Below are 23879 nucleotides of genomic sequence, written 5' to 3' on the forward strand. Positions count from 1 at the left end.
CTTACCGGCGACCGTGCCCCCCTTGGAACGACCAACCGGGGATGCCCCTTTTGGGACATCCCCGGTTGTCAGATCAACGAACTCAGATGAGCTCGGAAACGCTGCCGCCGGCGGCAGCGATCTTCTCCTTGGCGGAGCTGGAGACGGCGTCGACCGTCACCTGCAGCGCCACGGAGATCTCGCCCTGGCCCAGGACCTTGACGAGCTCGTTCTTGCGAACAGCGCCCTTGGCGACCAGGTCGGCCACCGTGACCTCGCCACCCTGCGGGTAGAGCGCGGCCAGCTTGTCCAGGTTCACGACCTGGAACTGCTTGTGGGCGGGGTTCTTGAAGCCCTTCAGCTTCGGGAGGCGCATGTGGAGGGGCATCTGGCCACCCTCGAAGCGCTCCGGAACCTGGTAACGGGCCTTCGTACCCTTGGTACCGCGACCAGCCGTCTTACCCTTCGACGCCTCACCACGACCGACACGGGTCTTGGCGGTCTTGGCGCCCGGGGCGGGACGGAGGTTGTGGACCTTGAGCGGGTTCTGCTCCGCCATGTCAGTCGACCTCCTCGACCGTCACGAGGTGGCGGACGGTGTGCACCATGCCGCGGATCTCGGGGCGGTCCTCCTTGACAACCACGTCGTTCAGGCGCTTGAGCCCGAGCGAACGCAGGGTGTCGCGGTGGTTCTGCTTGCTGCCGATGTAGGACTTGACCTGCGTGACCTTGAGACGAGCCATTACGCACCCGCCCCCGCACGCGCACGCAGCAGAGCCGCGGGGGCGACGTCCTCGAGCGGCAGACCACGACGGGCGGCGATCTCCTCGGGACGCTGCAGCCCCTGGAGAGCCTCCACCGTGGCGTGCACGATGTTGATCGGGTTCGAAGAACCGAGCGACTTCGACAGGATGTCGTGGACGCCGGCGCACTCGAGCACCGCACGCACCGGGCCACCGGCGATAACACCGGTACCGGGGGTGGCGGGCTTGAGCAGGACGACACCGGCCGCCTTCTCGCCCTGGATCGGGTGCGGGATGGTGCCCTGGATACGGGGGACCTTGAAGAAGTTCTTCTTGGCCTCTTCCACGCCCTTGGCGATGGCAGCCGGAACTTCCTTGGCCTTGCCGTAACCGACACCGACCGTGCCGTCACCGTCGCCCACCACGACCAGCGCGGTGAAGCTGAAGCGGCGACCACCCTTGACAACCTTGGCGACGCGGTTGATCGCGACTACGCGCTCAACGTACGCGGTCTTCTCGGCGGCAGCGCCACCGTCACGGCCCTTCCGGTCCCGCCGCTCGCCGCCACCGGCACCGCTGCCGCGGCGCTGGGGTCCAGCCATTGGAATTACCTCTCTCTGTTACGTCCGCTAGCTCCGGAACCGGGGCTTAGAACTTCAGCCCGGCTTCGCGGGCGGCGTCCGCCAGAGCGGCGATGCGCCCGGCGTACTGGTTGCCACCACGGTCGAACACGACGGCCTCGACACCGGCGGCCTTGGCACGCTCGGCAACCAGGGCGCCGACCTTCTTGGCCTGGGCGCTCTTGTCGCCCTCGCCACCACGGACCGACGCGTCCAGGTGCGACGCCGACGCCAGGGTGTGACCCTTGATGTCGTCGATGACCTGAGCGGTGATACCACGGTTGGAACGCGTCACGACGAGGCGCGGGCGCTCGGCCGTACCGGAAATGTTCTTCCGGATACGGATGTGGCGGCGGGCCTTGGCGGCGCGCTTGTACGCGTCACCCTTGGCGATCTTCACACCGTATGCCATGGCTTACTTACCAGCCTTTCCGACCTTGCGGCGGATGACCTCGCCCGCGTACTTCACGCCCTTGGCCTTGTAGGGGTCGGGCTTGCGAAGCTTGCGGATGTTGGCGGCAACCTCGCCGACCTTCTGCTTGTCGATGCCCTCGACGCTGAGCTTGGTGGGCGACTCGACCTTGAAGGTGATGCCCTCAGGGGCCTCGATCAGGATCGGGTGGCTGTAGCCCAGGGAGAACTCCAGGTTGGAGCCCTTCGCCTGGACGCGGTAACCGACACCGCTGATCTCAAGAGCCTTGCTGTAGCCCTGGGTCACGCCGGTGATCATGTTCGCCACCAGCGTGCGGGACAGGCCGTGCAGGGCCTTGTTCTGACGCTCGTCGTTGGGACGGGTGACGTTCAGAACGCCGTCCTCGCCCTTGGCGATCTCGATGGGAGCGGAGATCGTCAGGTTCAGGGTGCCCTTGGGACCCTTCACCTGCACGTCACGGCCATCGATGGTGACGTCCACACCAGCGGGAACCTGGATGGGCAGCTTGCCAATACGCGACATTAGCTATTCCTCCGTTCCCGATTACCAGACGTAGGCGAGGACTTCCCCACCCACGCCCTTCTTGCTGGCCTGCTGGCCGGTCAGGAGACCGTGGGACGTGGAGATGATCGCCACGCCCAGGCCGCCGAGGACCTTCGGCAGGTTGGTGGACTTTGCGTAGACCCGGAGGCCCGGCTTCGAGATCCGCTTGATGCCCGCGATGGAGCGCTCACGGTTCGGACCGAACTTCAGGTCGACGACGAGGGACTTGCCGACCTCGGCGTCCTCGACCTTCCAGCCGGCGATGTAGCCCTCCTGCTGCAGGATCTCGGCGATGTGCGCCTTGATCTTGCTGTGGGGCATGGCCACGGTGTCGTGGTAAGCCGAGTTCGCGTTCCGCAGACGGGTCAGCATGTCTGCGATCGGATCGGTCATGGTCATGTTTGGCCTTCGGCCTCTCTCGCCGTGGTTTCCTATCTGCGCCATCCCTCTCCCCGAACTGAAGTCGGGACGGGTGCGGCGCGGGGACCTACGGCGTAGTAAGACGGTCATGGGCGGCGGGCGCCCAACCCTTCAACTCTACGCGAGTGAAGGACTGGGCCCCACCATCCTTGATGCTTACCGAGAGCCCTGGTCAACCCAAGTGGGTTGTTACCAGGAGCTCTTGGTCACGCCCGGCAGCTCGCCACGGTGAGCCATCTCACGAAGGCACACGCGGCAGAGGCCGAACTTGCGGTAAACGGAGTGCGGGCGGCCGCAGCGGTTGCAGCGGGTGTACGCACGAACCGAGAACTTCGGCTTGCGCGCGGCCTTCGCGATCAGAGACTTCTTCGCCATCTCGGTCACGCCTCCTTGAAGGGGAAGCCGAGGTGACGGAGGAGGGCGCGGCCCTCGTCGTCGTTGGTCGCCGTGGTGACCACGGTGATGTCCATACCCCGGACGCGGTCGATCTTGTCCTGGTCGATCTCGTGGAACATGACCTGCTCCGTGAGACCGAAGGTGTAGTTGCCCCGACCGTCGAACTGCTTCGGGGACAGACCACGGAAGTCGCGGATGCGCGGGAGCGCGAGCGACAGGGTGCGGTCCAGGAACTCCCACATGCGGTCGCCACGGAGGGTGACGTGGGCACCGATCGGCTGGCCCTCACGCAGCTTGAACTGCGCGATGGACTTGCGAGCCTTGGTGACGGCCGGCTTCTGGCCGGTGATCGTGGTGAGGTCGCGGATGGCGCCCTCGATCAGCTTGGAGTCGCGGGCGGCGTCGCCCACACCCATGTTGACCACGATCTTGGTGAGGCCGGGAACCTGCATGACGTTCTCGTAGGAGAACTCCTCACGCAGCTTGCCCGAGATCTCCTCGCGGTACTTCGTCTTGAGACGCGGAGTGGTAGCCATCAGATGTCCTCACCCGTCCGCTTGGCAACGCGGATCTTGTTGCCGTTCTCATCGAAGCGGTAGCCGACGCGCGTGACGACCTTCTTGCCGTCCTTCTCCACGACGAGCTGAACGTTGCTCACGTGGATGGGGGCCTCGGTCGTGACGATGCCACCGGCCTGGTTCTGCGCGGCCTTGGTGTGCTTCTTGACCCGGTTGACACCCTCGACGAGGACGCGGTTCTCGCTGGGCATGGCCACGATGACCTTGCCCTGCTTGCCCTTGTCCTTACCGGTGATGACCTGGACCAGGTCGCCCTTCTTGATCTTCATCGGTTACAGCACCTCCGGCGCGAGCGAGACGATCTTCATGAACTTCTTCTCGCGCAGCTCTCGGCCCACGGGGCCGAAGATACGGGTGCCGCGGGGGTCACCGTCGTTCTTGAGAACGACAGCGGCGTTCTCGTCGAAACGGATGTACGAGCCATCCGGACGGCGGCGCTCCTTGACGGTGCGAACGATGACGGCCTTGACGACGTCACCCTTCTTCACGTTGCCACCGGGGATCGCGTCCTTGACGGTGGCGACGATGACGTCACCGATGCCCGCGTAGCGGCGACCCGAACCACCGAGAACACGGATGCAAAGGATCTCCTTGGCACCAGTGTTGTCGGCGACCCGAAGTCGCGACTCCTGCTGGATCACGTCTATCTCCTGATCGTCTGCCGGTTCCCGGCAGGGGCTCCGAGGAGCCCCTGCCGAGCCTGGCGGAACTTATCTGAGGGAGATTCCCTCAGAAATTACTTGGCCTTCTCGAGGATCTCGACGACGCGCCAGCGCTTGGTCGCCGACAGCGGACGCGTCTCCATCAGGAGGACGCGGTCGCCGACGCCGGCAGCGTTCTGCTCGTCGTGCGCCTTGAGCTTGTTGGTACGGCGGATGACCTTGCCGTACAGCGCGTGCTTGACGCGGTCCTCGACGGCGACAACGACGGTCTTGTCCATCTTGTCGCTGACGACCAGACCCTCACGGGTCTTGCGGAAGCCGCGCTCGGTCTTCTCAGTCACGTTCTTCTCGCTCATCAGGCGTTCTCCACCGTCTCGATGCCGAGCTCGCGCTCCCGCATCAGGGTGTAGATCCGGGCGATGTCCTTGCGGACGGCCTTCAGCCGGCCGTGGTTCTCAAGCTGTCCGGTCGCCGCCTGGAAGCGGAGGTTGAACAGCTCTTCCTTGGCCTCACGGAGCTTGGCAACGAGGTCCTCGTTGTTCAGCTCACGCAGCTCGGTCGCCTTGGTACCGGCAGCCATCACGACTCACCTGCCTCGCGCCGAACAATGCGGCACTTCATCGGAAGCTTGTGGGCGGCGCGGGTCAGCGCCTCACGAGCAACCTTTTCGTTCGGGAAGGACAGCTCGAACATCACCCGACCGGGCTTGACGTTCGCGATCCACCACTCGGGGGAACCCTTACCGGAACCCATGCGGGTCTCGGCGGGCTTCTTCGTCAGCGGACGGTCCGGGTAGATGTTGATCCACACCTTGCCGCCACGCTTGATGTGACGGGTCATGGCGATACGAGCGGACTCGATCTGCCGGTTCGTCACGTAGGCCGGGGTCAGGGCCTGGATGCCGTACTCACCGAACGCCAGCTCGGTGCCACCCTTGGCCATGCCGTTCCGCTTGGGGTGGTGCTGCTTGCGGTGCTTGACCCTGCGAGGGATCAGCATGTCGGTCAGGCCTCCGTTCCGGTGGACTCAGCCGGAGCAGCGGTGGCCTCGGCCTTGGGGGCCTCGGCAGCCTGCTGCGGCTTGCGGCCGCGGCCGCCACGCTCGCCACCACGGCCACCACGGGCCGGGCGGTCGCCGGCGCCACGGGACGGGCGGTTGCCCGCACGCGCAGCGGCGTTCTCGGCGCGGACCTCGGCGATGTTCTTGACGTCGCCCTTGTAGATCCAGACCTTCACGCCGATGCGGCCGAAGGTGGTCTTGGCCTCGAAGAAGCCGTAGTCGACGTTCGCGCGGAGCGTGTGCAGGGGCACACGGCCCTCGCGGTAGAACTCCGAGCGGGACATCTCGGCGCCGCCGAGACGGCCACCGCACTGGATCTTGATGCCCTTGGCGCCGGCCTTCATCGTCGACTGCATGCTCTTACGCATGGCGCGACGGAAGGAGACGCGGGAGGACAGCTGCTCGGCGACGGCCTGGGCCACCAGCTGAGCGTCGACCTCGGGGTTCTTGACCTCGAGGATGTTCAGCTGGACCTGCTTGCCGGTCAGCTTCTCCAGCTCGCCACGGATGCGGTCGGCCTCGGCGCCACGGCGACCGATGACGATGCCCGGGCGGGCGGTGTGGATGTCAACGCGGACGCGGTCGCGGGTGCGCTCGATCTCAACCTTGGAGATACCAGCGCGCTCCATGCCCTTCGTCATCATGCGACGAATGGCGACGTCTTCCTTGACGTAGTCCTTGTAGAGCTTGTCGGCGTACCAACGGGACTTGAAGTCCGTGGTCACACCGAGCCGGAACCCGTGCGGGTTAACCTTCTGGCCCATTACCGGGTTCCTTCCTTGCTGCTGACGACCACGGTGATGTGGCTGGTCCGCTTGCGGATCCGGTAGGCACGGCCCTGGGCACGCGGACGGAACCGCTTCAGGGTCGGGCCCTCGTCGACGTACGCCTCGCTGATGTACAGCGAGGAGGCGTCCGTGTGGTCGTAGTTGTGCGCGGCGTTGGCAATGGCGCTGTCCAGCACCTTGCCGACCGGCACGCTCGCGGCCTGCGGGGCGAAACGCAGGACCGCCTGAGCCTCCGTGGCGTCCATGCCACGGATGAGGTCCACCACGCGGCGGGCCTTCATGGGCGTGACGCGGATGTACCGCGCCTGGGCCCTGGCTTCCATGGTTGTCCCTTCGGTGTCAGTCATAGTCGTTCACACCCCGCGATTAGCGGCGCTTCGACTTCCGGTCGTCCTTCACGTGGCCGCGGAAGGTGCGGGTCGGCGAGAACTCGCCGAGCTTGTGGCCGACCATCGACTCGGTGACGAACACCGGGACGTGCGTCTTGCCGTTGTGCACCGCCAGCGTGTGGCCCAGCATGGCCGGCACGATCATGGAGCGGCGGGACCAGGTCTTGATGACGTTCTTGGTACCAGCTTCGTTCTGAGCGTCCACCTTCTTCATGAGGTGGCCGTCAACGAAGGGTCCCTTCTTGAGACTACGCGGCATCTAAACCCGCTCCTAGCGCTTCTTGTTCGTCTTGCGGCGGCGGACGATGTACTTGTTGCTCGCCTTCTTGGGAGAACGAGTACGACCCTCCTTCTGACCCCACGGGGAGACCGGGTGGCGACCACCGGAGGTCTTACCCTCACCACCACCGTGCGGGTGGTCGACCGGGTTCATGGCGACACCGCGGACGGTCGGGCGAACGCCCTTCCAGCGCATACGGCCGGCCTTGCCCCAGTTGATGTTCGACTGCTCGGCGTTGCCGACCTCGCCGACGGTGGCGCGGCAGCGCACGTCGACCAGACGGATCTCACCGGACGGCATGCGCAGGTGGGCCATCTGGCCCTCCTTCGCGAGCAGCTGCACGGAGGCACCGGCGGAGCGGGCGAACTTGGCGCCACCGCCCGGACGGAGCTCGATCGCGTGGATCGTGGTACCGACCGGGATGTTGCGCAGGGCCAGGTTGTTGCCCGGCTTGATGTCGGCCGTGGGGCCGTTCTCGATCCGGTCGCCCTGGTTCAGGCCACGCGGAGCGATGATGTAGCGCTTCTCGCCGTCTGCGTAGTGCAGCAGCGCGATGCGAGCGGTGCGGTTGGGGTCGTACTCGATGTGAGCGACCTTGGCCGGCACGCCGTCCTTGTCGTGGCGACGGAAGTCGATCACACGGTAGGCGCGCTTGTGGCCACCACCCTGGTGACGGACGGTCACACGACCGGTGTTGTTACGGCCGCCCTTGCTGTGCAGGGGGCGGACCAGCGACTTCTCCGGCGTGGACCGCGTGATCTCGACAAAGTCGGCGACGCTGGAGCCACGACGGCCCGGGGTCGTCGGCTTGTACTTGCGGATACCCATTTCTCAGTCCTCGTCCGATTCCGGACGATCCAGACCGCCCTTAGGCGGTCGGACCGCCGAAGATGTCGATACGGTCGCCCTCGGCGAGGGTCACGATGGCGCGCTTGGTGTTGGCGCGCTTGCCGAAACCGGTCTTGGTGCGCTTGCGCTTACCCTGACGGTTGATCGTGTTGACCCCGGTGACCTTGACCGAGAAGACCGCCTCGACGGCCTGCTTGATCTGGGTCTTGTTGGCGCGCGGGTCGACGATGAACGTGTACTTGTTCTCGTCCAGCAGCGCGTAGCTCTTCTCGGAGACGACCGGCTTGACCAGGAGGTCGCGCGGGTCCGAGAACGTCTTGCTGGTGACGACGGCCTCAGTCATCAGGCCTCGCTCCCTTCGGTCTCAACGGCCTTGGGGCCAGACACGAAGGACTCGAAGGCGGCCTGGGTGAAGACCACGTCGTCGGAGACGAGCACGTCGTACGTGTTCAGCTGGCCCGGCTCCAGGATGTGAACCTGGGGCAGGTTGCGGGCGGACAGCCACGCGGCCTCGTTGGAGCGCTCGACGACCAGGAGCAGGTTCTTCCGCTCGCTGATCTTGCCGAACAGGCTCTTGGCGGCCTTGGTGGACGCCGCACCCTCGACCACGTCGGAGACGACGTGGATGCGGGAGTGACGAGCGCGGTCCGAGAGGGCACCGCGCAGGGCGGCGGCCTTCATCTTCTTCGGGGTGCGCTGCGAGTAGTCACGCGGCACGGGACCGTGCACGACGCCACCACCGGCGAACTGCGGCGCGCGGGTCGAACCCTGACGGGCGCGACCGGTGCCCTTCTGGCGGTAAGGCTTCTTGCCACCACCACGGACCTCGCCGCGAGTCTTGGTCTTGTGCGTGCCCTGGCGGGCAGCGGCCAGCTGCGCGACGACGACCTGGTGGATCAGCGGAACGCTGACCTTGGCGTCGAAGATCTCCGCGGGGAGCTCGACGGTCCCGGCCTTGTCGCCCGCCGGCGAAAGGATGTCAATGGTGCTCATCGGTTACCTCAGGCCCCCTTGGCCGCGGTACGGACCAGGACGAGGCCGCCGTTCGGACCAGGAACCGCGCCCTTGATCAGGAGCAGGCCCTTCTCCGCGTCAACGGCGTGGACGGTCAGGTTCTGGGTGGTGACCCGCTCGTTGCCCATGCGGCCCGCCATGCGGAGGCCCTTGAACACACGGCCCGGGGTGGCGCAGCCACCGATGGAACCGGGGGAGCGGTGCTTGCGCTGGGTGCCGTGCCCGGCGCCGAGGCCACGGAAGTTGTGGCGCTTCATGACACCGGCGAAGCCCTTGCCCTTGCTCTTGCCGGTGACGTCAACCTTGACGCCGGCCTCGAACACGTCCGCGGTGATCTCCTGGCCGAGGGTGTACTCGGCCGCGTCGGAGGTGCGGATCTCCACCAGGTGGCGGCGGGGGGTCACGTCGGCCTTGGCGAAGTGGCCCTTGAGGGGCTTGTTCACCTTGCGCGGGTCGATCTCGCCGAAGGCGATCTGGACCGACTCGTAGCCGTCGGCGTCGTTGGTACGGACCTGCGTCACGACGCAGGGGCCGGCCTTGACGACGGTGACCGGGACGACACGGTTGTTCTCGTCCCAGACCTGCGTCATGCCGAGCTTCTCGCCCAGGACGCCCTTGATCTGCTTAGCCATCTCGCGCGTCACCTCAGAGCTTGATCTCGATGTCGACGCCAGCCGGCAGGTCGAGACGCATGAGCGAGTCAACCGTCTTCGGCGTGGGGTCGAGGATGTCGATGAGGCGCTTGTGCGTGCGCATCTCGAAGTGCTCGCGCGAGTCCTTGTACTTGTGCGGCGACTTGATGACGCAGTACACGTTCTTCTCAGTGGGCAGCGGCACCGGGCCCGCGACCGACGCACCAGTGCGGGTCACCGTCTCGACGATCTTCTTCGCCGAGGAGTCGATGACCTCGTGGTCGTAGGCCTTGAGCCGGATGCGGATCTTCTGTCCCGCCATGGCTACTTCGTAGTCCTGTCTCTCGTAACGCTCTGGAACTCGGCGAGCCGCGCGCTCCGGAAATGCCGAAACGGCCGGGGACGCCGTCCTTCCCCGCTCCACCTCCGACCCACGCGGTCGGGCGTGTCGCGCCCCTTCCAGCAGCTCTCCCTAAGGAGAAGTCCCTGATGAAGGGGGTTGTGGGGGAAGAACACCCACCGAGTGCCTGGATGGGGCCCCGCTGACACTTCCCGGAAGATTCCCGTACTTCCGCCCCTTATAAGGGACGACGAGTACTGCGGGACTCGCTTCCAGTCCTCCCGGCGGGAGGCGCGCAGCATCGGCACTCAACCGAGCAACCTGAACATTGTGCCATACCGCCCCCGAGGGGCGCCAATCGCGGCAGAAGACCGTACCCCGAGCGGCGCACTTGTCAAACCACCCCGCCGACATACGGGACACTATGGTCGTCGAAAAGCCCGCTGCCGCGGCCGTCACCCGCCGACGGACGCCACGGAGCCGGCCACCCCGCCATCACCGGCAGGCTTTGTCGTGCCTTGGGCAACCCGCGCCCCGCCTCAGCCGTCCCTCTACACGCCGGGACAGCCGGGGACTGCGCGCGCCGCACGACGGGACGGAGACACTTAGTTGAACATCTCACAGCGCAGGGGCATCTCCCGCCGGGCCGTGCTCGCCGGGATCACCACCGTGGCGGCGGCCACGGCGGTCGGCTGCAGCGCCGGGGGATCGGGCCGGGTCGCCGCCTCCCCCGATGCCGTGGAATCCGTCGACCCCAGCGCCACGCAGTCGTTCAACAGCACCGGCAAGGCCCTGCTGCTGCAGGTCATGGCCCACCCCGACGACGACCTGTTCTTCATGAACCCCGACGCCCAGCGGCTGGTCTCCGCGGGCGTCCCCGTCGTCTCCGTCTACGTCACGGCCGGCGAGGCCGTCGGGCAGAACTGGATCCCGGGGATGCCCCCGCCCAGGCCCGACAAGGCCGCCTACTCCTCCGCCCGCCACCAGGGCCTGCGGCACGCCTACGCCGAGATGATCGGCAAGGACAGGTTCACCCGCTGGAAGACATCGGTGATCGACCTTCCGGGTGGTGTCCGGGCCGAGATCGACGAGCTGGTCAACGGCGCCCGCGCGGCCCGGCTGATCTTCCTCAACATCGCCATGCTCTCCGCCGGCAACACCCGGCTGCCCCAGCTGTGGGAACGCCCGTACGCCGTGATGCAGAGCCTGGTCGCCACCGGCTCCCCGTGCACCACCGTGAGCACCTACCGCCACAAGACGCTGGTGGACGCGCTGGCCGGGATCATGGCCAGGTACCGGCCCACGGTCGTCCACACCATGGACCCCGACCCCGACTACCAGGTCCACGACGCCACCCACCCCAAGGACAACGACTACGGGGCGTGCTCGGATCACCGCGACCACACACCGACCGCCCTCTTCACCTGGAAGGCGATGTCCCAGTGGGTCGCCGAGACGACCCGGCGTGACGGCCACCCGCCACGCTTCGCGGTCACTTCCTTCCGCGGGTACTACAACCAGCGCTGGCCGCACAACCTCCCCACCGAGATCGTCGACGCCAAGCACCGCCTGGTCGAGGCCTACGGCGGCGCCCCCACCTGGCAGTGCGGCAACACCGCCGGCTGCGGCGACTACGGCCAGGGCGGCGACCGCCCGCTCAAGAACCGCAAGGGCTGGATCCGCTCCACCCACTACCGCTACCCGGGCGCCGTCGTCACCCCCGACAGCGACCGCGCCGGCCGCCTGGAGGCCTACGGCGTGCTCGGCCTCCAGGCCGTGCGCTGGCAGGAGTCCGCCCCCGGCAGCGGCCGCTGGGGCACCCCGCAGAACCTCGGCGGCGGACCGCTCGCCCCCTCGCTGGCCTCGGTCAAGGACGCCAAGGGCCGCCGGCTGCTGTTCGCGCTGCGCTTCTCCGGGCTGGAGGGCCAGGGCCGCTCCAACAGCCGCGAGATCGTCGTCCTGGAGCAGCGCACCCCGGGCGGCTCCTTCAAGGCCTGGAAGGGCCTCGGCAACCCCGAGCGCAGGACCGAGCGCGGCCGCCGGGTCGGCGTGCCCGCCGCCGTCGCCACCCCGGACGGGCGGGTCCACCTCTTCGTCCGCAACGCCGGCAAGGGCCTCTCCAGCCGCGTCCGCGAGGCCGACGGCAGCTGGGGGAAGTGGCAGAGCCTCCACGGCCAGGACATCCAGGAGGGCCTGACCGTCGCCCTGGACCGGCAGAACCGCGTCCACGTCTTCGGCGTCGGCCGCGACACCGTCCACCACTGGAGCCAGGAGAGCCCCGACCGTCCGGTGCGCCACATGCCCCTCAAGGGCCTGCCCGGCCCCGGCGGCGACCAGGTGGCCGCGGCGCTCGGCCCGGACGGCGCGCTCACCGTCGTCTACCGCACGCCCGCCACGGCCGAGCCGGTCGCGTACCGCCTCACCGACGACGGCACCGCCGCCGAGCCGACCTCCGGGTCCGGGCTGCGGTCCTTCGCCGGCTACGGCGCGCTGGCCGCGGCCACGGTCCCGCAGCGGGGCCGCAAGGACGCCATGATGGTGCTCGGCCGCGCCCTGAACGGCGGAATACAGCTGACCGACGCCGAGTCCGGGGACTCCCCCGTACGCCCCTCCGGCGACCACGTCCCCGTGGCCACCCCCGCGCTGCTGACGGACGCGAGCCACCGGCTGTGCGCCGTGGGGCTCGCCCCCGACGCCACACCCTGGGTCTGGCGCCCCGCGCCCGGTTCGGGCGCCTGAGCGCCCCCCGTACGCACCGGTTTCACCCGAGTGGCCGAGGAGTCCCCCTCCTCGGCCACCGCCACGTTCAAGCCGCGTGCCCCGGGGGCAGTGGCAAAGGCGTGCGCATTCACTTCACCGGCGTCGACCTCGGCCGCATCAGGGTGGCCGCGGAGCCCGACATCATGTGGGAGACGCTGCTGGCGGCCCACATGGTCCAGACGGGCCAGGGCCCCCTGGTGTTCGGGCAGTGGCGCGAGCGGATCCGCGGCCGGCTGACCGACCCCATGCGCCGGCTGCTCGCCCTGACCCCGCCCCGCGGCTACTCCCCCGACTTCCTCACCCCGCCGGAATCCGCCGAGGGCCTGCGCGAGGGCCTCGACGCCATGCTGTCCCTGCCCCGCCACACGCTCCGCCACGACCTGGAGCTCCTCGCGCCCGAGCGCCGCGCCCTGCCCTTCACCCGCGCCCTCGCCACGGGCGACCTCGCCGCGCTCCACGCCCTGGGCGACGGCCTCACCGCCTTCCACGACCTGGCGGTCCGCCCCTACCTGGGCAAGATGAAGGAGCACGTTTCGGCCGACCGGGCCACCCGCTCCCAGTCGATCCTCCACAGCGGCGGCGAGCACCTGCTGGCCACCCTCCACCCCGCCGTGCGCTGGAACCCACCGGTGCTGGAGGTGGCCATCCCCGGCACCAACGAGGACGTCCACCTCGACGGGCGCGGGCTGCGGCTCGTGCCCTCCTTCTTCTGCTGGCGCGCCCCCACCGTGCTGCGCGACCCGGAGCTCCCGCCGGTCCTGGTGTACCCGGTCACCCACGACCCGGGCTGGCTGGCGGACGTCCACGGCCCCCGTGAGCCACGCGGCGAGCCGCCGCTGGCCGCCCTGCTGGGCCGCACCCGCGCCGAGGTCCTGGAGGCCACCGCGCGCGGCTGCACCACCAGCGAGCTGGCCCGCCGGGTCCGTATCGCCATGGCCACCGCCAGCCACCACGCCACCGTCCTCCGCGACGCCGGACTGATCACCACCCACCGCACCAACGGCAGGGCCTACCACATGCTCAGCGTGCTGGGCCGGGACCTGCTCAACGGCCGCGGGCCGCTGGCCAGGGACATCGCCGGCTGAGCGACGGGATTCCGTCGCTCACTTTTTTGCCTACTCCTGACGGCCCATCGGATCACAGCGCCTACGGTGGGCCCATGCAGCAGCCGAAATCGCCCAGCTCCGGCCGGCGGCTCCTGGCCGTCAGCGACCTGCACACCGGCATGACCGACAACGTGCCCATCGCCGAGTCCCTGCGCCCCACCACCGACGACGACTGGCTGATCGTGGCCGGCGACGTCGCCGAGAAGTCGGCGGACGTCGAACGCACGCTCAAGCTGCTCGCGGGCCGCTTCGCCAAGGTCGTCTGGACGCCGGGCAACCATGAGCTGTGGACGCCCAAGACCGATCCGGTGACGCTGCGCGGCGTGGCGCGCTACGAGTACCTGGTGGAGATGTGCCGGGGGCTGGGCGTGGTGACGCCCGAGGACCCGTGGCCGGTGTGGGACGGCGAGGGCGGCCCGGTGGCCGTGGCGCCGGTGTTCGCCTTGTACGACTACACCTTCCGCACGCCCACGGCGACCACCAAGGAGGAGTCGCTGGAGCAGGCCCGTGCCGCGGGGATCATCTGCACGGACGAGTACCTGCTGCACCCGGAGCCGTACGCGGGTGCGGAGGACTGGTGCCGGGCCCGGGTCGCGGCCACCGAGGAGCGGCTGGCCGCGCACGATCCGTCCGTACCGCTGGTGCTGGTCAGCCACTGGCCGCTGGTCCGCCGGCCGACGGAGGTCATGACGTACCAGGAGTTCACCCAGTGGTGCGGGACGGTGCTGACGAAGGACTGGCACACCCGGTTCAGGACGGCGGCGGTGGTCTACGGGCACCTCCACATCCCGCGTACGACCTGGTACGACGGGGTGCGGTTCGAGGAGGTCTCGGTCGGCTACCCGAGGGAGTGGCGGCGCCGGGGCCACCCCAGGGGGCTGCTGCGGCAGATCCTGCCGTACGTCCCGGACGAGGACCGCTGAGGCATCCGAAGGCCCCGGACCCGGACCCGGAAACACGGAAGGGCCCGCACACCTCGCGGTGTGCGGGCCCTTCTGTCGACCTTCAGGTCAGACCGTCAAGCAAGCGGACTTACTTGTTGATCTTGGTGACCTGGCCGGCGCCGACGGTGCGGCCGCCCTCACGGATGGTGAAGCGCAGGCCCTCCTCCATGGCGACGGGCTGGATCAGGTTGACGGTCATCTCGGCGTTGTCGCCGGGCATGACCATCTCCGTGCCCTCCTTGAGGGTCACAACACCGGTCACGTCAGTCGTACGGAAGTAGAACTGCGGACGGTAGTTGTTGAAGAACGGGGTGTGACGGCCACCCTCGTCCTTCGACAGGATGTAGGCCGTGGCCTCGAACTCGGTGTGCGGGGTGACCGAACCCGGCTTGATGATGCACTGGCCGCGCTCGACGTCCTCGCGCTTGATGCCGCGGAGCAGCAGACCGACGTTCTCACCGGCCTGGCCCTCGTCGAGCAGCTTGCGGAACATCTCGATACCGGTGACGGTGGTCGAGGTCTTCTCGTTCTTGATGCCGATGATGTCGACGGTCTCGTTGACCTTCAGGACACCACGCTCGATACGACCGGTGACGACGGTGCCACGACCGGTGATCGTGAAGACGTCCTCGATCGGCATCAGGAACGGCTTGTCGACGTCACGCTCGGGCTGCGGGATGTTCTCGTCGACAGCCTTCATCAGGCCGAGGAGCTTCTCGCCCCACTCCTTGTCGCCCTCCAGCGCCTTCAGCGCGGAGACCTGGACGACCGGAGCGTTGTCGCCGTCGAACTCGTACTCGTTGAGGAGCTCACGGACCTCGAGCTCGACGAGCTCCAGGATCTCCTCGTCGTCCACCATGTCGGCCTTGTTCAGGGCGACAACGATGTACGGAACGCCGGACTGGCGGGCCAGGAGCACGTGCTCCTTGGTCTGCGGCATCGGACCGTCGGTCGCGGCGACCACGAGGATCGCGCCGTCCATCTGGGCGGCACCGGTGATCATGTTCTTGATGTAGTCCGCGTGACCCGGGCAGTCAACGTGGGCGTAGTGACGCGACTCGGTCTGGTACTCGACGTGCGCGATCGAGATGGTGATACCGCGCTGACGCTCCTCCGGGGCCTTGTCGATCTCGTCGAAAGGCGTGAAGGGGTTCAGGTCCGGGTACGCGTCGTGCAGCACCTTGGTGATCGCCGCGGTAAGGGTCGTCTTACCGTGGTCGACGTGACCGATGGTGCCGATGTTGACGTGCGGCTTAGTCCGCTCGAACTTCGCCTTCGCCACTGGGGTCCTCCTGGGAGTGGTTCTGTACGCCTAGATTCGGTCGGCGCCAGGGATCTTTGCTGGGGTGCCGTCCGCCGGGGCATCCGATGCATTCCTCACGGTTTGCAAGGGAATGCCCCGACAGTCGGTGTCAAGCCTAAAGCGTGAGCCTCGTCTGTGGAGACGGGAGCCCGTTTACTCGCCCTTGGCCTTCGCGATGATCTCCTCGGCGACGTTCCGCGGAACCTCGGCGTAGGAGTCGAACTGCATCGAGTAGCTTGCGCGACCCGAGGTCTTGCTGCGGAGGTCGCCGACGTAGCCGAACATCTCCGACAGCGGAACCAGGCCCTTGACGAGCTTGGCGCCGTGACGGTCCTCCATGGCCTGGATCTGGCCACGGCGGGAGTTGATGTCACCGATGACGTCGCCCATGTAGTCCTCGGGGGTGGTGACCTCGACGGACATCATCGGCTCGAGCAGAGCCGGCGACGCCTTGCGGGCACCTTCCTTGAACGCCATGGAACCGGCGATCTTGAACGCGAGCTCGGAGGAGTCGACGTCGTGGTAGGCACCGTCGAGCAGCGTCACCTTGACGCCGGTCAGCGGGTAGCCGGCCAGAACACCGAACTCCATGGCCTCCTGGCAACCCGCGTCCACGGACGGGATGTACTCCCGCGGGATACGGCCACCGGTGACCTTGTTCTCGAACTCGTAACCGTCGCCCTCGAGGGGCTCGATCGCGATCTGCACCTTCGCGAACTGGCCGGAACCACCAGTCTGCTTCTTGTGCGTGTAGTCGATACGCTCGACGGCCTTGCGGATCGTCTCGCGGTACGCGACCTGCGGCTTGCCGACGTTGGCCTCGACCTTGAACTCACGGCGCATACGGTCGACCAGCACGTCGAGGTGCAGCTCGCCCATACCCGCGATGATGGTCTGGCCCGTCTCCTCGTCCGTGTGGACCTGGAAGGACGGGTCCTCCTCGGCGAGGCGCTGGATGGCGACACCCAGCTTCTCCTGGTCGCCCTTGGACTTGGGCTCAATGGCGACCTGGATGACCGGGGCCGGGAAGTCCATCGACTCGAGGATCACCGGGTTGCCCGCGTCGCAGAGGGTCTCACCGGTGGTGGTCTGCTTGAGACCCATGACGGCGACGATGTCGCCGGCACCCACCGAGTCGATCTCCTCACGCTTGTTCGCGTGCATGCGGTAGATCTTGCCGATGCGCTCCTTCTTGCCCTTCACGGAGTTCTGCACCTGGGTGCCGGCCTCCATGCGGCCCGAGTAAACCCGGACGAAGGTGAGCTTGCCGAGGTGCGGGTCGCTCATGATCTTGAAGGCAAGACCGGCGAACGGCTCGTCGTCGGACGGCTTGCGCTTGACGACCTCGTCGGCGTTGTTGACCGCGTGGCCCTCAACGGCCTCGATGTCCAGCGGCGACGGCAGGTAGCGCACGACCGCGTCGAGCAGGGGCTGAACGCCCTTGTTCTTGAACGCGGTGCCACAGAACACCGGGGTGACGGTGACGGAGTCGGCGCCGCCCTTGGAGGCCAGCGTGATGCGGCGGATGGCCGCCATCAGCTGCTCCTCGGTGGGCTCCTGGCCCTCGAGGAAGAGCTCCATCATGGCGTCGTCGTGCTCGGCGACACCCTCGAGGAGCTTGCCGCGCCATTCCTCGGCAGCCTCGGTGTGCGTGGCCGGGATGTCGACGACGTCGTACATCTCGCCCTTGGCGGCCTCGGCGGACCAGACCAGAGCCTTCATCTGGACGAGGTCGACCACGCCCTTGAAGTCGGCCTCGGCACCGATCGGCAGCTGCATGACCAGCGGAACCGCGCCCAGGCGGTCGACGATCATGTCGACGCAGCGGTGGAACTCGGCACCCGTACGGTCCAGCTTGTTGACGAAGCAGATACGCGGCACGCCGTAGCGGTCCGCCTGACGCCAAACGGTCTCGGACTGGGGCTCAACACCGGCGACGCCGTCGAACACCGTCACGGCACCGTCGAGCACGCGCAGCGAACGCTCCACCTCGACGGTGAAGTCGACGTGGCCCGGGGTGTCGATGATGTTGATGGTGTGGTCGACGTCGTTCAGCGGCCAGTGGCAGGTCGTCGCGGCAGACGTGATCGTGATGCCGCGCTCCTGCTCCTGCTCCATCCAGTCCATCGTGGCAGCGCCGTCGTGGACCTCACCGATCTTGTACGAAACACCGGTGTAGAACAGGATCCGCTCGGTGGTGGTCGTCTTGCCCGCGTCGATGTGGGCCATGATCCCGATGTTGCGGACCTTGGCCAGGTCAAGCGAAGTGGTGGCCATATGGCTCAGTCTTCTCTCGGTTCTCGATGGGGGTAGCGACTACCAGCGGTAGTGCGCGAAGGCCTTGTTGGACTCGGCCATCTTGTGCGTGTCCTCACGCTTCTTGACCGAGGCGCCGAGACCGTTCGAGGCGTCCAGCAGCTCGTTCATGAGGCGCTCGGTCATGGTCTTCTCGCGACGGGCGCGGGAGTAACCGACCAGCCAGCGCAGCGCCAGGGTGGAGGCGCGGCCCGGACGGACCTCGACCGGCACCTGGTAGGTGGCGCCACCGACGCGGCGGGACTTGACCTCGAGAGCCGGCTTCACGTTCTCGAGAGCGCGCTTGAGGGTGATGACCGGGTCGTTGCCGGTCTTCTCGCGCAGACCCTCCATGGCGCCGTACACGATGCGCTCGGCGGTGGAGCGCTTGCCGTGCAGGAGGATCTTGTTGATCAGCGACGTCACCAGAGGGGAGCCGTAAACCGGGTCGATGATGACCGGGCGCTTCGGGGCGGGGCCCTTACGAGGCATTCTTACTTCTCCTTCTTGGCGCCGTAGCGGCTGCGAGCCTGCTTACGGTTCTTGACGCCCTGCGTGTCGAGGGAACCGCGGATGATCTTGTAGCGAACACCCGGCAGGTCCTTCACACGGCCACCGCGGACGAGCACGATGGAGTGCTCCTGCAGGTTGTGGCCCTCACCCGGAATGTAAGCGGTGACCTCGATACCGGAGGTCAGACGCACACGCGCGACCTTACGGAGCGCCGAGTTCGGCTTCTTCGGGGTGGTCGTGAAAACACGCGTGCAGACGCCGCGGCGCTGGGGCGAACCCTCGAGTGCGGGCGTCTTGTTCTTCTCGACCTTGTCCTGCCGGCCCTTCCGGACCAGCTGCTGGATCGTAGGCACCGTTTCTCCGGTTTCTGTGATCTCGATAAAACTAACCCGGGAACCCGCCGACCCACGCGGTCGGGCGTGTCGAAGGCTGCAGACCCCCGCCGAATGGCGGTTGGATGCAGATTCGGTGTCTCCGAGCCGTTCCGGGAACGCTCGGGTCCGGGCCCCTCGCACGGTTTGAAGGCACGCACGAGAGCCCAGGGACACCCCAGGCACAAGGTCAGAGCGTACCTACCGCATGGGCTGGGGTCAAAACAAATGCACACACGGAGGACACCCCCGTGGCCTGCGCACGTCGCAGTTCAAAGGGGCCTCGCGGGGCGCGCCGGGGGTCGCCGAAGGGGTGATGCCGGCCACACTCAGCGGCCGGCCGACACGCCCCTCCGAGCGGGTCGGGCATCGTCCGGACGAGCCCCGCTGACGGCGAGGATCATCTCCGTCATCTCCACGAACTGGCGCCGGTGGCTGTCCGGGATGCCCAGCAGCTCGGCGGCCTCCGGCGGCGTCACACGCCCGGCGGCCCGGGCGACCGCACCGGCGGGCGTCCCGCCCGGCAGCGGGAGGTCCTCCGCCGACACCTTGCCGGACTCGATCAGCATCTCGCGCAGCCCGACGCCCAGGACCCGCGCCAGGGCGCGCATGGTCTCCAGGTCCGGCAGGCTCTGGCGCTGCAGCAACCGGGTCACCGCCGCGCGATGCACCCCGGCGTCCTCCGCCAGACGCGACCTGCCACCGCCCCGCGGGCTGTCGATGTCGTAGCCGCGCTCCCGCATCAGCCGCTCGACCCAGCTCGCGAACCGTTCCATGTCCGAGCCCTTTTCGCCCATAGCACGCTCCCTCCGCACCCAAAACCCTACCGTCCGTTCGCGCACGCAATGAACAGGATGATGCGCGGGGTCGCAACTCGCCACCCCGCAGAGGTAAATTCGCCGGTTTTCGCAGGTGCGGGGCGGGCCGGGGCATATGCACTTGTCATTTGTTGCGCTCTCGCACGCAAGCTGTCTAGTGTTCATTGCGCCACCGCAACAAGCGCCCTCGCAACCTCGCAACGAGCCTCGCCGCCGCACGCCCACGCAACACGTACCCGTCCGCCCCGTGGAGGGACCGACCCGCCATGCCCGCATCCGCGCTCCGCGCCCCCGTCGCCGGCTATCCGCACCCCGGCCCCGCCCGCCGTTCCGCCGACTGGCGCACATACGCCGCCTGCGCCGGCCTGCCGGACGCGGCCGTCTTCGCCCGGCGGCCCGCGGCGGCGCTCCCCGCGCTGCGGGCCTGCGCCGGCTGCCCCGTACGGCGCCCCTGCCTGGAGGCCGTCGCGCCGGCGGAGAGCTTCTTCGACGGCGTCAGCGGCGGACGGCTGTGGCGCAACGGCCGGGAGGTGCGGATACCCGCGCCGCCCGAGCACCCCCAGAAGCAGGAGCAGGAGCAGTGATGACCACGAACGACGACGCCGGGACCTGGCTGGGCATCCTGCTCCGCCAGTTCCCCGAGCTGGGCCGGGAGCTCGCCCCCGGCCGCGGCGCCCGCCCCTCCCCCGCCGGTCCCCGCCCCCGGTCCGGGCCCGGCACGCCCGTCCGCCTCTTCGTCTCCGACACCATCCGCGACATCACCGACGGCGTGGTGGAACTGGAGGAGGCCGTCTGCGAGAAGCTGCGCCTGCCGCGGCCGCGCCGCGGCACGGTCCCCGAGCGGCTGCTCCGTCTGCTCGCCCTGCTGGACCGGGTGGCCGCCCACCCCGACGCCACGCTCGCCGTCCATGTGCGCGGCGAGGCCCGCCGGATGGCGCACCGCTGCGCCGTCGCGCTCGGCGGCACGGAGACCCCGGTCCGCGTGGGGGGTCGCTGCCCGTACTGCGACTCGGTGTCGCTGCGCGTCTTCCCGCGGCGCGAGGAGGTGCTGTGCGTGAACCCGGGCTGCCGCTGCGACGACGTGGCCTGCCCCTGCCGTACGGACGACCGGCACCGCCACGCGTGGGACCGCGCGGAGTGGCTCGGACGCGGGGAGGGGGTGCGGCGATGAGCCTGGTGACCACGGCGATCGCGGCCCAGGAGGCGGCCGTCGTCCCCGACACGATCCGCAAGTGGGTCCAGCTGGGGCACCTCGCCCCGGCGGGGCGGCGCGGCCGCGGGCACCTCTTCCGGCTGGAGGACGTCTTCGCGGCGGAACGCGCGACGCGCCGGGCACACGAGCGGTAGCCCGAGCGCCCTATATATACGAGTGCCTCTGTACGAGACATACGAATGCCCTCTGTACGAGTGCCTCTCCATACGAATGCCCCGGAGCCCGCACGGCTCCGGGGCATTCGGCGTACGCGCCCTGACACTCCCCGACTAGGCGTTGGACGGCTCGCTGGAGTCGGCGGCGCTCCACGACGGCATGCGGTAGACCTGCGCGCCGGGCGCGGGCTGCCGCCCCGGGCCGTCGGCGGCCTCGACGGCCTCCTGCCAGCCGCTGACGAACCCCCGCACCTCGGCGGCGTCGACCGCCTTGGCGGCGAGCTTCCCCACGACGGAGGTGAGCGCCTGGGCGACCTCGTCGGTGAACATCCCGGCCTGCCCGGACTCGGCGGCGACCTCGACGGTGGCGGCCACGACCTCGGTGATCCGCTCGCTGTGCGAACTCATCGAGCGCACCCCCCGCATGCCACGACGTACCCGCTCATGCCGCCCCCTGGTGCTGTTCGCCGACTCATTTGCCCCTCCGTGCCCATTAATCTATCCCGCTGCCCTGACACTCCGTCTCCTCAGGGGAACGTTCCGCGATACGAACCGGACAGTCGGTTCGAACATAAGATCCTTTATGTATACGGCACGGGGACGCGGAAGAGGGGCGGACGGAGCATGTGGGGGCGGAAGCGGGCGGAGCCCACGTACGACGAGATGCTGGCCGAGGCGCGCGAGACCTTCAGCGCCATGCTCACCATGGCGGACGACGCCCACCGCATGACGTGCGAGAACCTCGACACCCTCCGCGAGATGCGCGAGGTGCTCGAGGAGTTGCTCGCCGAGGGGACGGGCCTGCCGGGGAAGTCGGTCCGGGCGCGGTTCGCCGGCGTCGAGGAGTTCTGGGACGACGTACGCGACGAGACGGCGGCGTACGGGCGCACGCGCGCGTCCTGGCGCGACGACCCCGTCGAGGCGGCCTCCGACGTGGACTTCGAGGTGATGACGCCGGCCGTCGAGTACCTCTCGGAGTACATCGGGTCGCGCGTAGCCGTCATGGAGAAGGTGGCCGCGCTCACCCGGGACATCGCCGACACCGCCACCGGCCTCGCGGAGCTGCGGGAGAAGATCGCGCCGGTCCGGGAGCGCGCCCACGCGACCCTGGCCGCGGCCGCCGGCGAACTGGCCTGGGCGGGCCCGGCCGCGCAGGGCAAGTTCGCCCTGGAGGTCCGCCTGAACGCCATCGGCGACCACCTGCGCGACCTGGACGCGGGTCGTGTCGAACTCGGGCCGGGGCGCGAGGTCGTCGACCGGTACCACGAGGTGGAGGCCCGGATAGCGGAGGTGCGGGAGGAGACGCTGCGGCTGGGGCCGGGCTACTGAACCCCTTCTGATTGCGGGCTCGAAACTACTTGTTGCGCACTCGCGCGATCTCGTTCACAATAGATGCAGCGGCGGAGCTGTGCCCACGACAAGGGCACGGCGTCCGCCGCTTCGCGTTACGCAAAGGAGCACCTGTGAACGAAGCACAGCTCTCGTTCCCCGACGTGGAACGCCTCGTCGTCGAGAACCTCAAGTACCGGCCGGAGCTGGCCGGCGTGGTCGTCGACAACCGTCCGCCCGCCGACTTCGACGGTACGCGGAAGGCGGTGCTGGTCTCCCGGACCGGCGGCGCCTGGGTCGACGACCTCCACCTCGACCAGCCCCTCGTCGAGCTGGAGGTCTACGGACCGGACAAGACGGCGGCACACGCCGTGTCGCTCGCCGTCCGCGCCGCCCTCCTCCAGCTCCGCGGCACCCGCTACGGCACGGCGGTCGTCACCGACGTCGTCGAGACCGAGGCCGTGCGCTGGCTCCCGGACTACAACCGGCCCGCCGGCAATCGCTACCTCACCACCGTGCGCTTCTCGCTCCGCCCGGAGTAGAGCACCGCCCGGAGTAGCGCACCACCCGCCCCAAAGGCCCCGCCGATCCCGGCGGGGCCTTCGTCATCCACCACTTCATCCCTCTTCACGTCTCTTCAAGGAGAACCCCATGCCCGGTATGAACCCGAGCGAGATCCGCGTGGCCGGCACCGGCCGCATCCTCGTCGCCCAGCCCGGCACCGTCGGCCCGACCGACCTCAACTCCGCCGAGTGGGGCGCCGGCTGGCGCGACCTCGGCTACACCAGCACCGACGGCGTGAAGTTCAGCCGCAAGGGCAAGACGGCCAACGTCGACACCTGGCAGTCGCTCACCCCGGCCCGCACCATCTACACCGAGCGCGAGCTGACGGTGAAGTTCGGCATGCTGCAGCTCAACAAGGACACGCTGCCGTTCTTCTTCGGCGGCGGCAAGATCGACCCGGGCGTCGTCAACAACGGCGTCTACAAGTACGAGATCCAGACCAACCAGGGCGAGGACGAGCGCGCGCTGGGCCTGGAGTTCAGCGACGGCGCGGACATCAAGTACCGCATCGTCATCCCGCGCGGCCTGGTCACCGTCCAGGACGACATGGACCTCAACCGCAAGGGCGCCGTCAAGCTGGGCGTCACCTTCACCGCCCTGGCGCAGAAGCCGGGCGAGGCGCTGGCCACGTGGCTGATGAAGGACGCGGCCTACGCGGCGGACCCGGCCCCGGCCACCGGCAAGTAACCCCGCGGGGGGGGGGGGGGGGGGGGGGGGGGGGGGGGGGGGAGGGGGGGAGCCGCGGGGGGGGGGGGGGGGGGTGTAGAAGTGTGCGGTGGCAAA

The 23879-nt window shown here is 68.4% G+C and carries 36 protein-coding genes; 9 read left to right on the forward strand and 27 right to left on the reverse strand.

Features of this window, described 5'->3' with window-relative positions; genetic code table 11:
* Nucleotides 1-82: 82 nt before the first annotated feature.
* The 21 genes from rplO to rpsJ form a co-directional block, all read right to left on the reverse strand.
* The gene (rplO, locus tag AC07BS_RS32125; protein ID WP_478647072.1) at nucleotides 83-538 is read right to left on the reverse strand and encodes a 50S ribosomal protein L15; all 456 of its coding nucleotides are present in this window, start codon (nucleotides 536-538) and stop codon (nucleotides 83-85) included.
* Between the two features lies 1 nt (nucleotide 539).
* On the reverse strand, nucleotides 540-722 hold the full coding sequence (gene rpmD, locus AC07BS_RS32130) for a 50S ribosomal protein L30 (protein ID WP_018558884.1): 183 nt from the start codon (nucleotides 720-722) through the stop codon (nucleotides 540-542).
* Nucleotides 722-1324 carry a 30S ribosomal protein S5 gene (gene rpsE / locus AC07BS_RS32135; protein ID WP_190111585.1) on the reverse strand — a complete coding sequence of 201 codons (603 nt, stop codon included), beginning with the start codon at nucleotides 1322-1324 and terminating at the stop codon, nucleotides 722-724. The genes rpmD and rpsE overlap by 1 nt, the downstream gene beginning before the upstream one ends.
* Before the next feature lie 46 nt (nucleotides 1325-1370).
* Nucleotides 1371-1754 (reverse strand): 50S ribosomal protein L18, encoded by a 384-nt coding sequence (gene rplR / locus AC07BS_RS32140; protein WP_478647073.1) that lies wholly within the window; start codon nucleotides 1752-1754, stop codon nucleotides 1371-1373.
* A gap of 3 nt (nucleotides 1755-1757) precedes the next feature.
* Nucleotides 1758-2297, reverse strand: a complete 540-nt coding sequence (gene rplF / locus AC07BS_RS32145; RefSeq protein ID WP_190111586.1) for a 50S ribosomal protein L6 — start codon at nucleotides 2295-2297, stop codon at nucleotides 1758-1760.
* Nucleotides 2298-2318: 21 nt separating this feature from the next.
* Nucleotides 2319-2717, reverse strand: a complete 399-nt coding sequence (gene rpsH, locus AC07BS_RS32150; RefSeq protein WP_478647075.1) for a 30S ribosomal protein S8 — start codon at nucleotides 2715-2717, stop codon at nucleotides 2319-2321.
* Between the two features lie 210 nt (nucleotides 2718-2927).
* Complete coding sequence (locus AC07BS_RS32155) at nucleotides 2928-3113, reverse strand: type Z 30S ribosomal protein S14 (RefSeq protein ID WP_004946670.1); 186 nt, start codon at nucleotides 3111-3113, stop codon at nucleotides 2928-2930.
* 5 nt (nucleotides 3114-3118) lie between these two features.
* Complete coding sequence (gene rplE / locus AC07BS_RS32160) at nucleotides 3119-3670, reverse strand: 50S ribosomal protein L5 (protein WP_126914685.1); 552 nt, start codon at nucleotides 3668-3670, stop codon at nucleotides 3119-3121.
* A complete protein-coding gene (gene rplX, locus AC07BS_RS32165; protein WP_478647077.1) occupies nucleotides 3670-3981 on the reverse strand; it encodes a 50S ribosomal protein L24 in 312 nt (103 codons plus the stop codon). The genes rplE and rplX overlap by 1 nt, the downstream gene beginning before the upstream one ends.
* A gap of 3 nt (nucleotides 3982-3984) precedes the next feature.
* Nucleotides 3985-4353, reverse strand: coding sequence for a 50S ribosomal protein L14 (gene rplN / locus AC07BS_RS32170; protein ID WP_099199421.1), 369 nt, complete (start codon nucleotides 4351-4353; stop codon nucleotides 3985-3987).
* 95 nt (nucleotides 4354-4448) lie between these two features.
* Nucleotides 4449-4730, reverse strand: a complete 282-nt coding sequence (rpsQ, locus tag AC07BS_RS32175; RefSeq protein ID WP_109281737.1) for a 30S ribosomal protein S17 — start codon at nucleotides 4728-4730, stop codon at nucleotides 4449-4451.
* Entirely contained in the window at nucleotides 4730-4954 is a 225-nt protein-coding gene (gene rpmC, locus AC07BS_RS32180; RefSeq protein ID WP_384101756.1) for a 50S ribosomal protein L29, read from the reverse strand. The genes rpsQ and rpmC overlap by 1 nt, the downstream gene beginning before the upstream one ends.
* Nucleotides 4954-5373 (reverse strand): 50S ribosomal protein L16, encoded by a 420-nt coding sequence (gene rplP, locus AC07BS_RS32185; RefSeq protein WP_106677952.1) that lies wholly within the window; start codon nucleotides 5371-5373, stop codon nucleotides 4954-4956. Before rplP ends, rpmC begins: the two co-directional genes overlap by 1 nt.
* 5 nt (nucleotides 5374-5378) lie before the next feature.
* Nucleotides 5379-6197 carry a 30S ribosomal protein S3 gene (gene rpsC / locus AC07BS_RS32190; protein ID WP_004950446.1) on the reverse strand — a complete coding sequence of 273 codons (819 nt, stop codon included), beginning with the start codon at nucleotides 6195-6197 and terminating at the stop codon, nucleotides 5379-5381.
* Nucleotides 6197-6544: a 50S ribosomal protein L22 gene (gene rplV, locus AC07BS_RS32195; RefSeq protein WP_030685471.1), complete on the reverse strand. Its 348-nt coding sequence runs from the start codon at nucleotides 6542-6544 to the stop codon at nucleotides 6197-6199. Before rplV ends, rpsC begins: the two co-directional genes overlap by 1 nt.
* Before the next feature lie 43 nt (nucleotides 6545-6587).
* The gene (gene rpsS / locus AC07BS_RS32200; protein WP_478647079.1) at nucleotides 6588-6869 is read right to left on the reverse strand and encodes a 30S ribosomal protein S19; all 282 of its coding nucleotides are present in this window, start codon (nucleotides 6867-6869) and stop codon (nucleotides 6588-6590) included.
* A 12-nt stretch (nucleotides 6870-6881) separates the two neighbouring features.
* Nucleotides 6882-7718, reverse strand: coding sequence for a 50S ribosomal protein L2 (rplB, locus tag AC07BS_RS32205; RefSeq protein ID WP_478647081.1), 837 nt, complete (start codon nucleotides 7716-7718; stop codon nucleotides 6882-6884).
* Nucleotides 7719-7758: 40 nt separating this feature from the next.
* Nucleotides 7759-8082, reverse strand: a complete 324-nt coding sequence (rplW, locus tag AC07BS_RS32210; protein ID WP_030368414.1) for a 50S ribosomal protein L23 — start codon at nucleotides 8080-8082, stop codon at nucleotides 7759-7761.
* On the reverse strand, nucleotides 8082-8732 hold the full coding sequence (rplD, locus tag AC07BS_RS32215; protein ID WP_058046828.1) for a 50S ribosomal protein L4: 651 nt from the start codon (nucleotides 8730-8732) through the stop codon (nucleotides 8082-8084). Before rplD ends, rplW begins: the two co-directional genes overlap by 1 nt.
* 8 nt (nucleotides 8733-8740) lie before the next feature.
* Nucleotides 8741-9385 (reverse strand): 50S ribosomal protein L3, encoded by a 645-nt coding sequence (rplC, locus tag AC07BS_RS32220; protein ID WP_004950432.1) that lies wholly within the window; start codon nucleotides 9383-9385, stop codon nucleotides 8741-8743.
* A gap of 13 nt (nucleotides 9386-9398) precedes the next feature.
* Nucleotides 9399-9707, reverse strand: a complete 309-nt coding sequence (gene rpsJ / locus AC07BS_RS32225) for a 30S ribosomal protein S10 (protein ID WP_003948644.1) — start codon at nucleotides 9705-9707, stop codon at nucleotides 9399-9401.
* A 627-nt stretch (nucleotides 9708-10334) separates the two neighbouring features.
* Here rpsJ and AC07BS_RS32230 point away from each other — a divergent pair.
* From AC07BS_RS32230 to AC07BS_RS32240, 3 genes are all read left to right on the forward strand, one after another.
* Nucleotides 10335-12464, forward strand: coding sequence for a PIG-L family deacetylase (locus tag AC07BS_RS32230; RefSeq protein ID WP_478935261.1), 2130 nt, complete (start codon nucleotides 10335-10337; stop codon nucleotides 12462-12464).
* Between the two features lie 101 nt (nucleotides 12465-12565).
* Nucleotides 12566-13570: an ArsR/SmtB family transcription factor gene (locus AC07BS_RS32235; RefSeq protein WP_478647085.1), complete on the forward strand. Its 1005-nt coding sequence runs from the start codon at nucleotides 12566-12568 to the stop codon at nucleotides 13568-13570.
* A 74-nt stretch (nucleotides 13571-13644) separates the two neighbouring features.
* A complete protein-coding gene (locus AC07BS_RS32240; protein ID WP_478935262.1) occupies nucleotides 13645-14514 on the forward strand; it encodes a metallophosphoesterase family protein in 870 nt (289 codons plus the stop codon).
* Between the two features lie 109 nt (nucleotides 14515-14623).
* Here AC07BS_RS32240 and tuf read toward each other — a convergent pair whose 3' ends face one another.
* The 5 genes from tuf to AC07BS_RS32265 form a co-directional block, all read right to left on the reverse strand.
* Nucleotides 14624-15817 carry an elongation factor Tu gene (tuf, locus tag AC07BS_RS32245; RefSeq protein WP_478647087.1) on the reverse strand — a complete coding sequence of 398 codons (1194 nt, stop codon included), beginning with the start codon at nucleotides 15815-15817 and terminating at the stop codon, nucleotides 14624-14626.
* Nucleotides 15818-15991: 174 nt separating this feature from the next.
* On the reverse strand, nucleotides 15992-18115 hold the full coding sequence (gene fusA / locus AC07BS_RS32250) for an elongation factor G (protein ID WP_478647088.1): 2124 nt from the start codon (nucleotides 18113-18115) through the stop codon (nucleotides 15992-15994).
* Nucleotides 18116-18154: 39 nt separating this feature from the next.
* The gene (rpsG, locus tag AC07BS_RS32255; RefSeq protein ID WP_004950419.1) at nucleotides 18155-18625 is read right to left on the reverse strand and encodes a 30S ribosomal protein S7; all 471 of its coding nucleotides are present in this window, start codon (nucleotides 18623-18625) and stop codon (nucleotides 18155-18157) included.
* 2 nt (nucleotides 18626-18627) lie between these two features.
* Nucleotides 18628-18999 carry a 30S ribosomal protein S12 gene (rpsL, locus tag AC07BS_RS32260; protein WP_003948652.1) on the reverse strand — a complete coding sequence of 124 codons (372 nt, stop codon included), beginning with the start codon at nucleotides 18997-18999 and terminating at the stop codon, nucleotides 18628-18630.
* A 347-nt stretch (nucleotides 19000-19346) separates the two neighbouring features.
* Complete coding sequence (locus tag AC07BS_RS32265; RefSeq protein ID WP_478935263.1) at nucleotides 19347-19814, reverse strand: helix-turn-helix domain-containing protein; 468 nt, start codon at nucleotides 19812-19814, stop codon at nucleotides 19347-19349.
* Between the two features lie 287 nt (nucleotides 19815-20101).
* On the opposite strand from AC07BS_RS32265, the gene AC07BS_RS32270 reads away from it, so the two are divergent.
* From AC07BS_RS32270 to AC07BS_RS32280, 3 genes are read left to right on the forward strand one after another with little or no spacing between them, the layout of a single operon-like run.
* Nucleotides 20102-20419: a WhiB family transcriptional regulator gene (locus tag AC07BS_RS32270; protein WP_478647091.1), complete on the forward strand. Its 318-nt coding sequence runs from the start codon at nucleotides 20102-20104 to the stop codon at nucleotides 20417-20419.
* Complete coding sequence (locus tag AC07BS_RS32275) at nucleotides 20419-21006, forward strand: hypothetical protein (protein ID WP_478935264.1); 588 nt, start codon at nucleotides 20419-20421, stop codon at nucleotides 21004-21006. Before AC07BS_RS32270 ends, AC07BS_RS32275 begins: the two co-directional genes overlap by 1 nt.
* Entirely contained in the window at nucleotides 21003-21182 is a 180-nt protein-coding gene (locus AC07BS_RS32280; RefSeq protein ID WP_478647094.1) for a hypothetical protein, read from the forward strand. Before AC07BS_RS32275 ends, AC07BS_RS32280 begins: the two co-directional genes overlap by 4 nt.
* A gap of 135 nt (nucleotides 21183-21317) precedes the next feature.
* On the opposite strand, the gene AC07BS_RS32285 is transcribed toward AC07BS_RS32280, so the two are convergent.
* A complete protein-coding gene (locus AC07BS_RS32285; protein ID WP_478935265.1) occupies nucleotides 21318-21611 on the reverse strand; it encodes a hypothetical protein in 294 nt (97 codons plus the stop codon).
* Nucleotides 21612-21827: 216 nt separating this feature from the next.
* Between AC07BS_RS32285 and AC07BS_RS32290 the strand changes: the two genes are divergently transcribed.
* The 3 genes from AC07BS_RS32290 to AC07BS_RS32300 all read left to right on the forward strand — a co-directional run bounded on the left by AC07BS_RS32290 (nucleotide 21828) and on the right by AC07BS_RS32300 (nucleotide 23783).
* Nucleotides 21828-22532, forward strand: coding sequence for a hypothetical protein (locus AC07BS_RS32290; RefSeq protein WP_478935266.1), 705 nt, complete (start codon nucleotides 21828-21830; stop codon nucleotides 22530-22532).
* A gap of 134 nt (nucleotides 22533-22666) precedes the next feature.
* On the forward strand, nucleotides 22667-23074 hold the full coding sequence (locus AC07BS_RS32295) for a hypothetical protein (protein WP_478935267.1): 408 nt from the start codon (nucleotides 22667-22669) through the stop codon (nucleotides 23072-23074).
* Nucleotides 23075-23183: 109 nt separating this feature from the next.
* Complete coding sequence (locus tag AC07BS_RS32300) at nucleotides 23184-23783, forward strand: phage tail tube protein (protein ID WP_478647099.1); 600 nt, start codon at nucleotides 23184-23186, stop codon at nucleotides 23781-23783.
* The last annotated feature ends 96 nt before the right edge of the window (nucleotides 23784-23879 follow it).

Source organism: Streptomyces sp. NPDC044063, assembly GCF_056434285.1.

Coding starts and splice junctions, on each gene's coding strand:
- rpsH (WP_478647075.1), bottom strand. CDS start 2,717: ATGACCATGACCGATCCGATCGCAGACATGCTGACCCGTCTGCGGAAC.
- rpsQ (WP_109281737.1), bottom strand. CDS start 4,730: ATGAGCGAGAAGAACGTGACTGAGAAGACCGAGCGCGGCTTCCGCAAG.
- rplD (WP_058046828.1), bottom strand. CDS start 8,732: ATGAGCACCATTGACATCCTTTCGCCGGCGGGCGACAAGGCCGGGACC.
- AC07BS_RS32290 (WP_478935266.1), top strand. CDS start 21,828: ATGTGGGGGCGGAAGCGGGCGGAGCCCACGTACGACGAGATGCTGGCC.
- rplB (WP_478647081.1), bottom strand. CDS start 7,718: ATGGGTATCCGCAAGTACAAGCCGACGACCCCGGGCCGTCGTGGCTCC.
- rpsG (WP_004950419.1), bottom strand. CDS start 18,625: ATGCCTCGTAAGGGCCCCGCCCCGAAGCGCCCGGTCATCATCGACCCG.
- rplR (WP_478647073.1), bottom strand. CDS start 1,754: ATGGCATACGGTGTGAAGATCGCCAAGGGTGACGCGTACAAGCGCGCC.
- rpmD (WP_018558884.1), bottom strand. CDS start 722: ATGGCTCGTCTCAAGGTCACGCAGGTCAAGTCCTACATCGGCAGCAAG.
- AC07BS_RS32270 (WP_478647091.1), top strand. CDS start 20,102: ATGCCCGCATCCGCGCTCCGCGCCCCCGTCGCCGGCTATCCGCACCCC.
- AC07BS_RS32285 (WP_478935265.1), bottom strand. CDS start 21,611: ATGAGTTCGCACAGCGAGCGGATCACCGAGGTCGTGGCCGCCACCGTC.
- rplE (WP_126914685.1), bottom strand. CDS start 3,670: ATGGCTACCACTCCGCGTCTCAAGACGAAGTACCGCGAGGAGATCTCG.
- AC07BS_RS32300 (WP_478647099.1), top strand. CDS start 23,184: ATGCCCGGTATGAACCCGAGCGAGATCCGCGTGGCCGGCACCGGCCGC.
- rplX (WP_478647077.1), bottom strand. CDS start 3,981: ATGAAGATCAAGAAGGGCGACCTGGTCCAGGTCATCACCGGTAAGGAC.
- rpsC (WP_004950446.1), bottom strand. CDS start 6,197: ATGGGCCAGAAGGTTAACCCGCACGGGTTCCGGCTCGGTGTGACCACG.
- rplO (WP_478647072.1), bottom strand. CDS start 538: ATGGCGGAGCAGAACCCGCTCAAGGTCCACAACCTCCGTCCCGCCCCG.
- rpsJ (WP_003948644.1), bottom strand. CDS start 9,707: ATGGCGGGACAGAAGATCCGCATCCGGCTCAAGGCCTACGACCACGAG.
- AC07BS_RS32155 (WP_004946670.1), bottom strand. CDS start 3,113: ATGGCGAAGAAGTCTCTGATCGCGAAGGCCGCGCGCAAGCCGAAGTTC.
- AC07BS_RS32240 (WP_478935262.1), top strand. CDS start 13,645: ATGCAGCAGCCGAAATCGCCCAGCTCCGGCCGGCGGCTCCTGGCCGTC.
- rplV (WP_030685471.1), bottom strand. CDS start 6,544: ATGGAAGCCAGGGCCCAGGCGCGGTACATCCGCGTCACGCCCATGAAG.
- rplF (WP_190111586.1), bottom strand. CDS start 2,297: ATGTCGCGTATTGGCAAGCTGCCCATCCAGGTTCCCGCTGGTGTGGAC.
- AC07BS_RS32265 (WP_478935263.1), bottom strand. CDS start 19,814: ATGGGCGAAAAGGGCTCGGACATGGAACGGTTCGCGAGCTGGGTCGAG.
- rplC (WP_004950432.1), bottom strand. CDS start 9,385: ATGGCTAAGCAGATCAAGGGCGTCCTGGGCGAGAAGCTCGGCATGACG.
- fusA (WP_478647088.1), bottom strand. CDS start 18,115: ATGGCCACCACTTCGCTTGACCTGGCCAAGGTCCGCAACATCGGGATC.
- rplW (WP_030368414.1), bottom strand. CDS start 8,082: ATGACTGAGGCCGTCGTCACCAGCAAGACGTTCTCGGACCCGCGCGAC.
- rpmC (WP_384101756.1), bottom strand. CDS start 4,954: ATGGCTGCCGGTACCAAGGCGACCGAGCTGCGTGAGCTGAACAACGAG.
- AC07BS_RS32275 (WP_478935264.1), top strand. CDS start 20,419: ATGACCACGAACGACGACGCCGGGACCTGGCTGGGCATCCTGCTCCGC.
- rplP (WP_106677952.1), bottom strand. CDS start 5,373: ATGCTGATCCCTCGCAGGGTCAAGCACCGCAAGCAGCACCACCCCAAG.
- rpsE (WP_190111585.1), bottom strand. CDS start 1,324: ATGGCTGGACCCCAGCGCCGCGGCAGCGGTGCCGGTGGCGGCGAGCGG.
- AC07BS_RS32280 (WP_478647094.1), top strand. CDS start 21,003: ATGAGCCTGGTGACCACGGCGATCGCGGCCCAGGAGGCGGCCGTCGTC.
- rpsS (WP_478647079.1), bottom strand. CDS start 6,869: ATGCCGCGTAGTCTCAAGAAGGGACCCTTCGTTGACGGCCACCTCATG.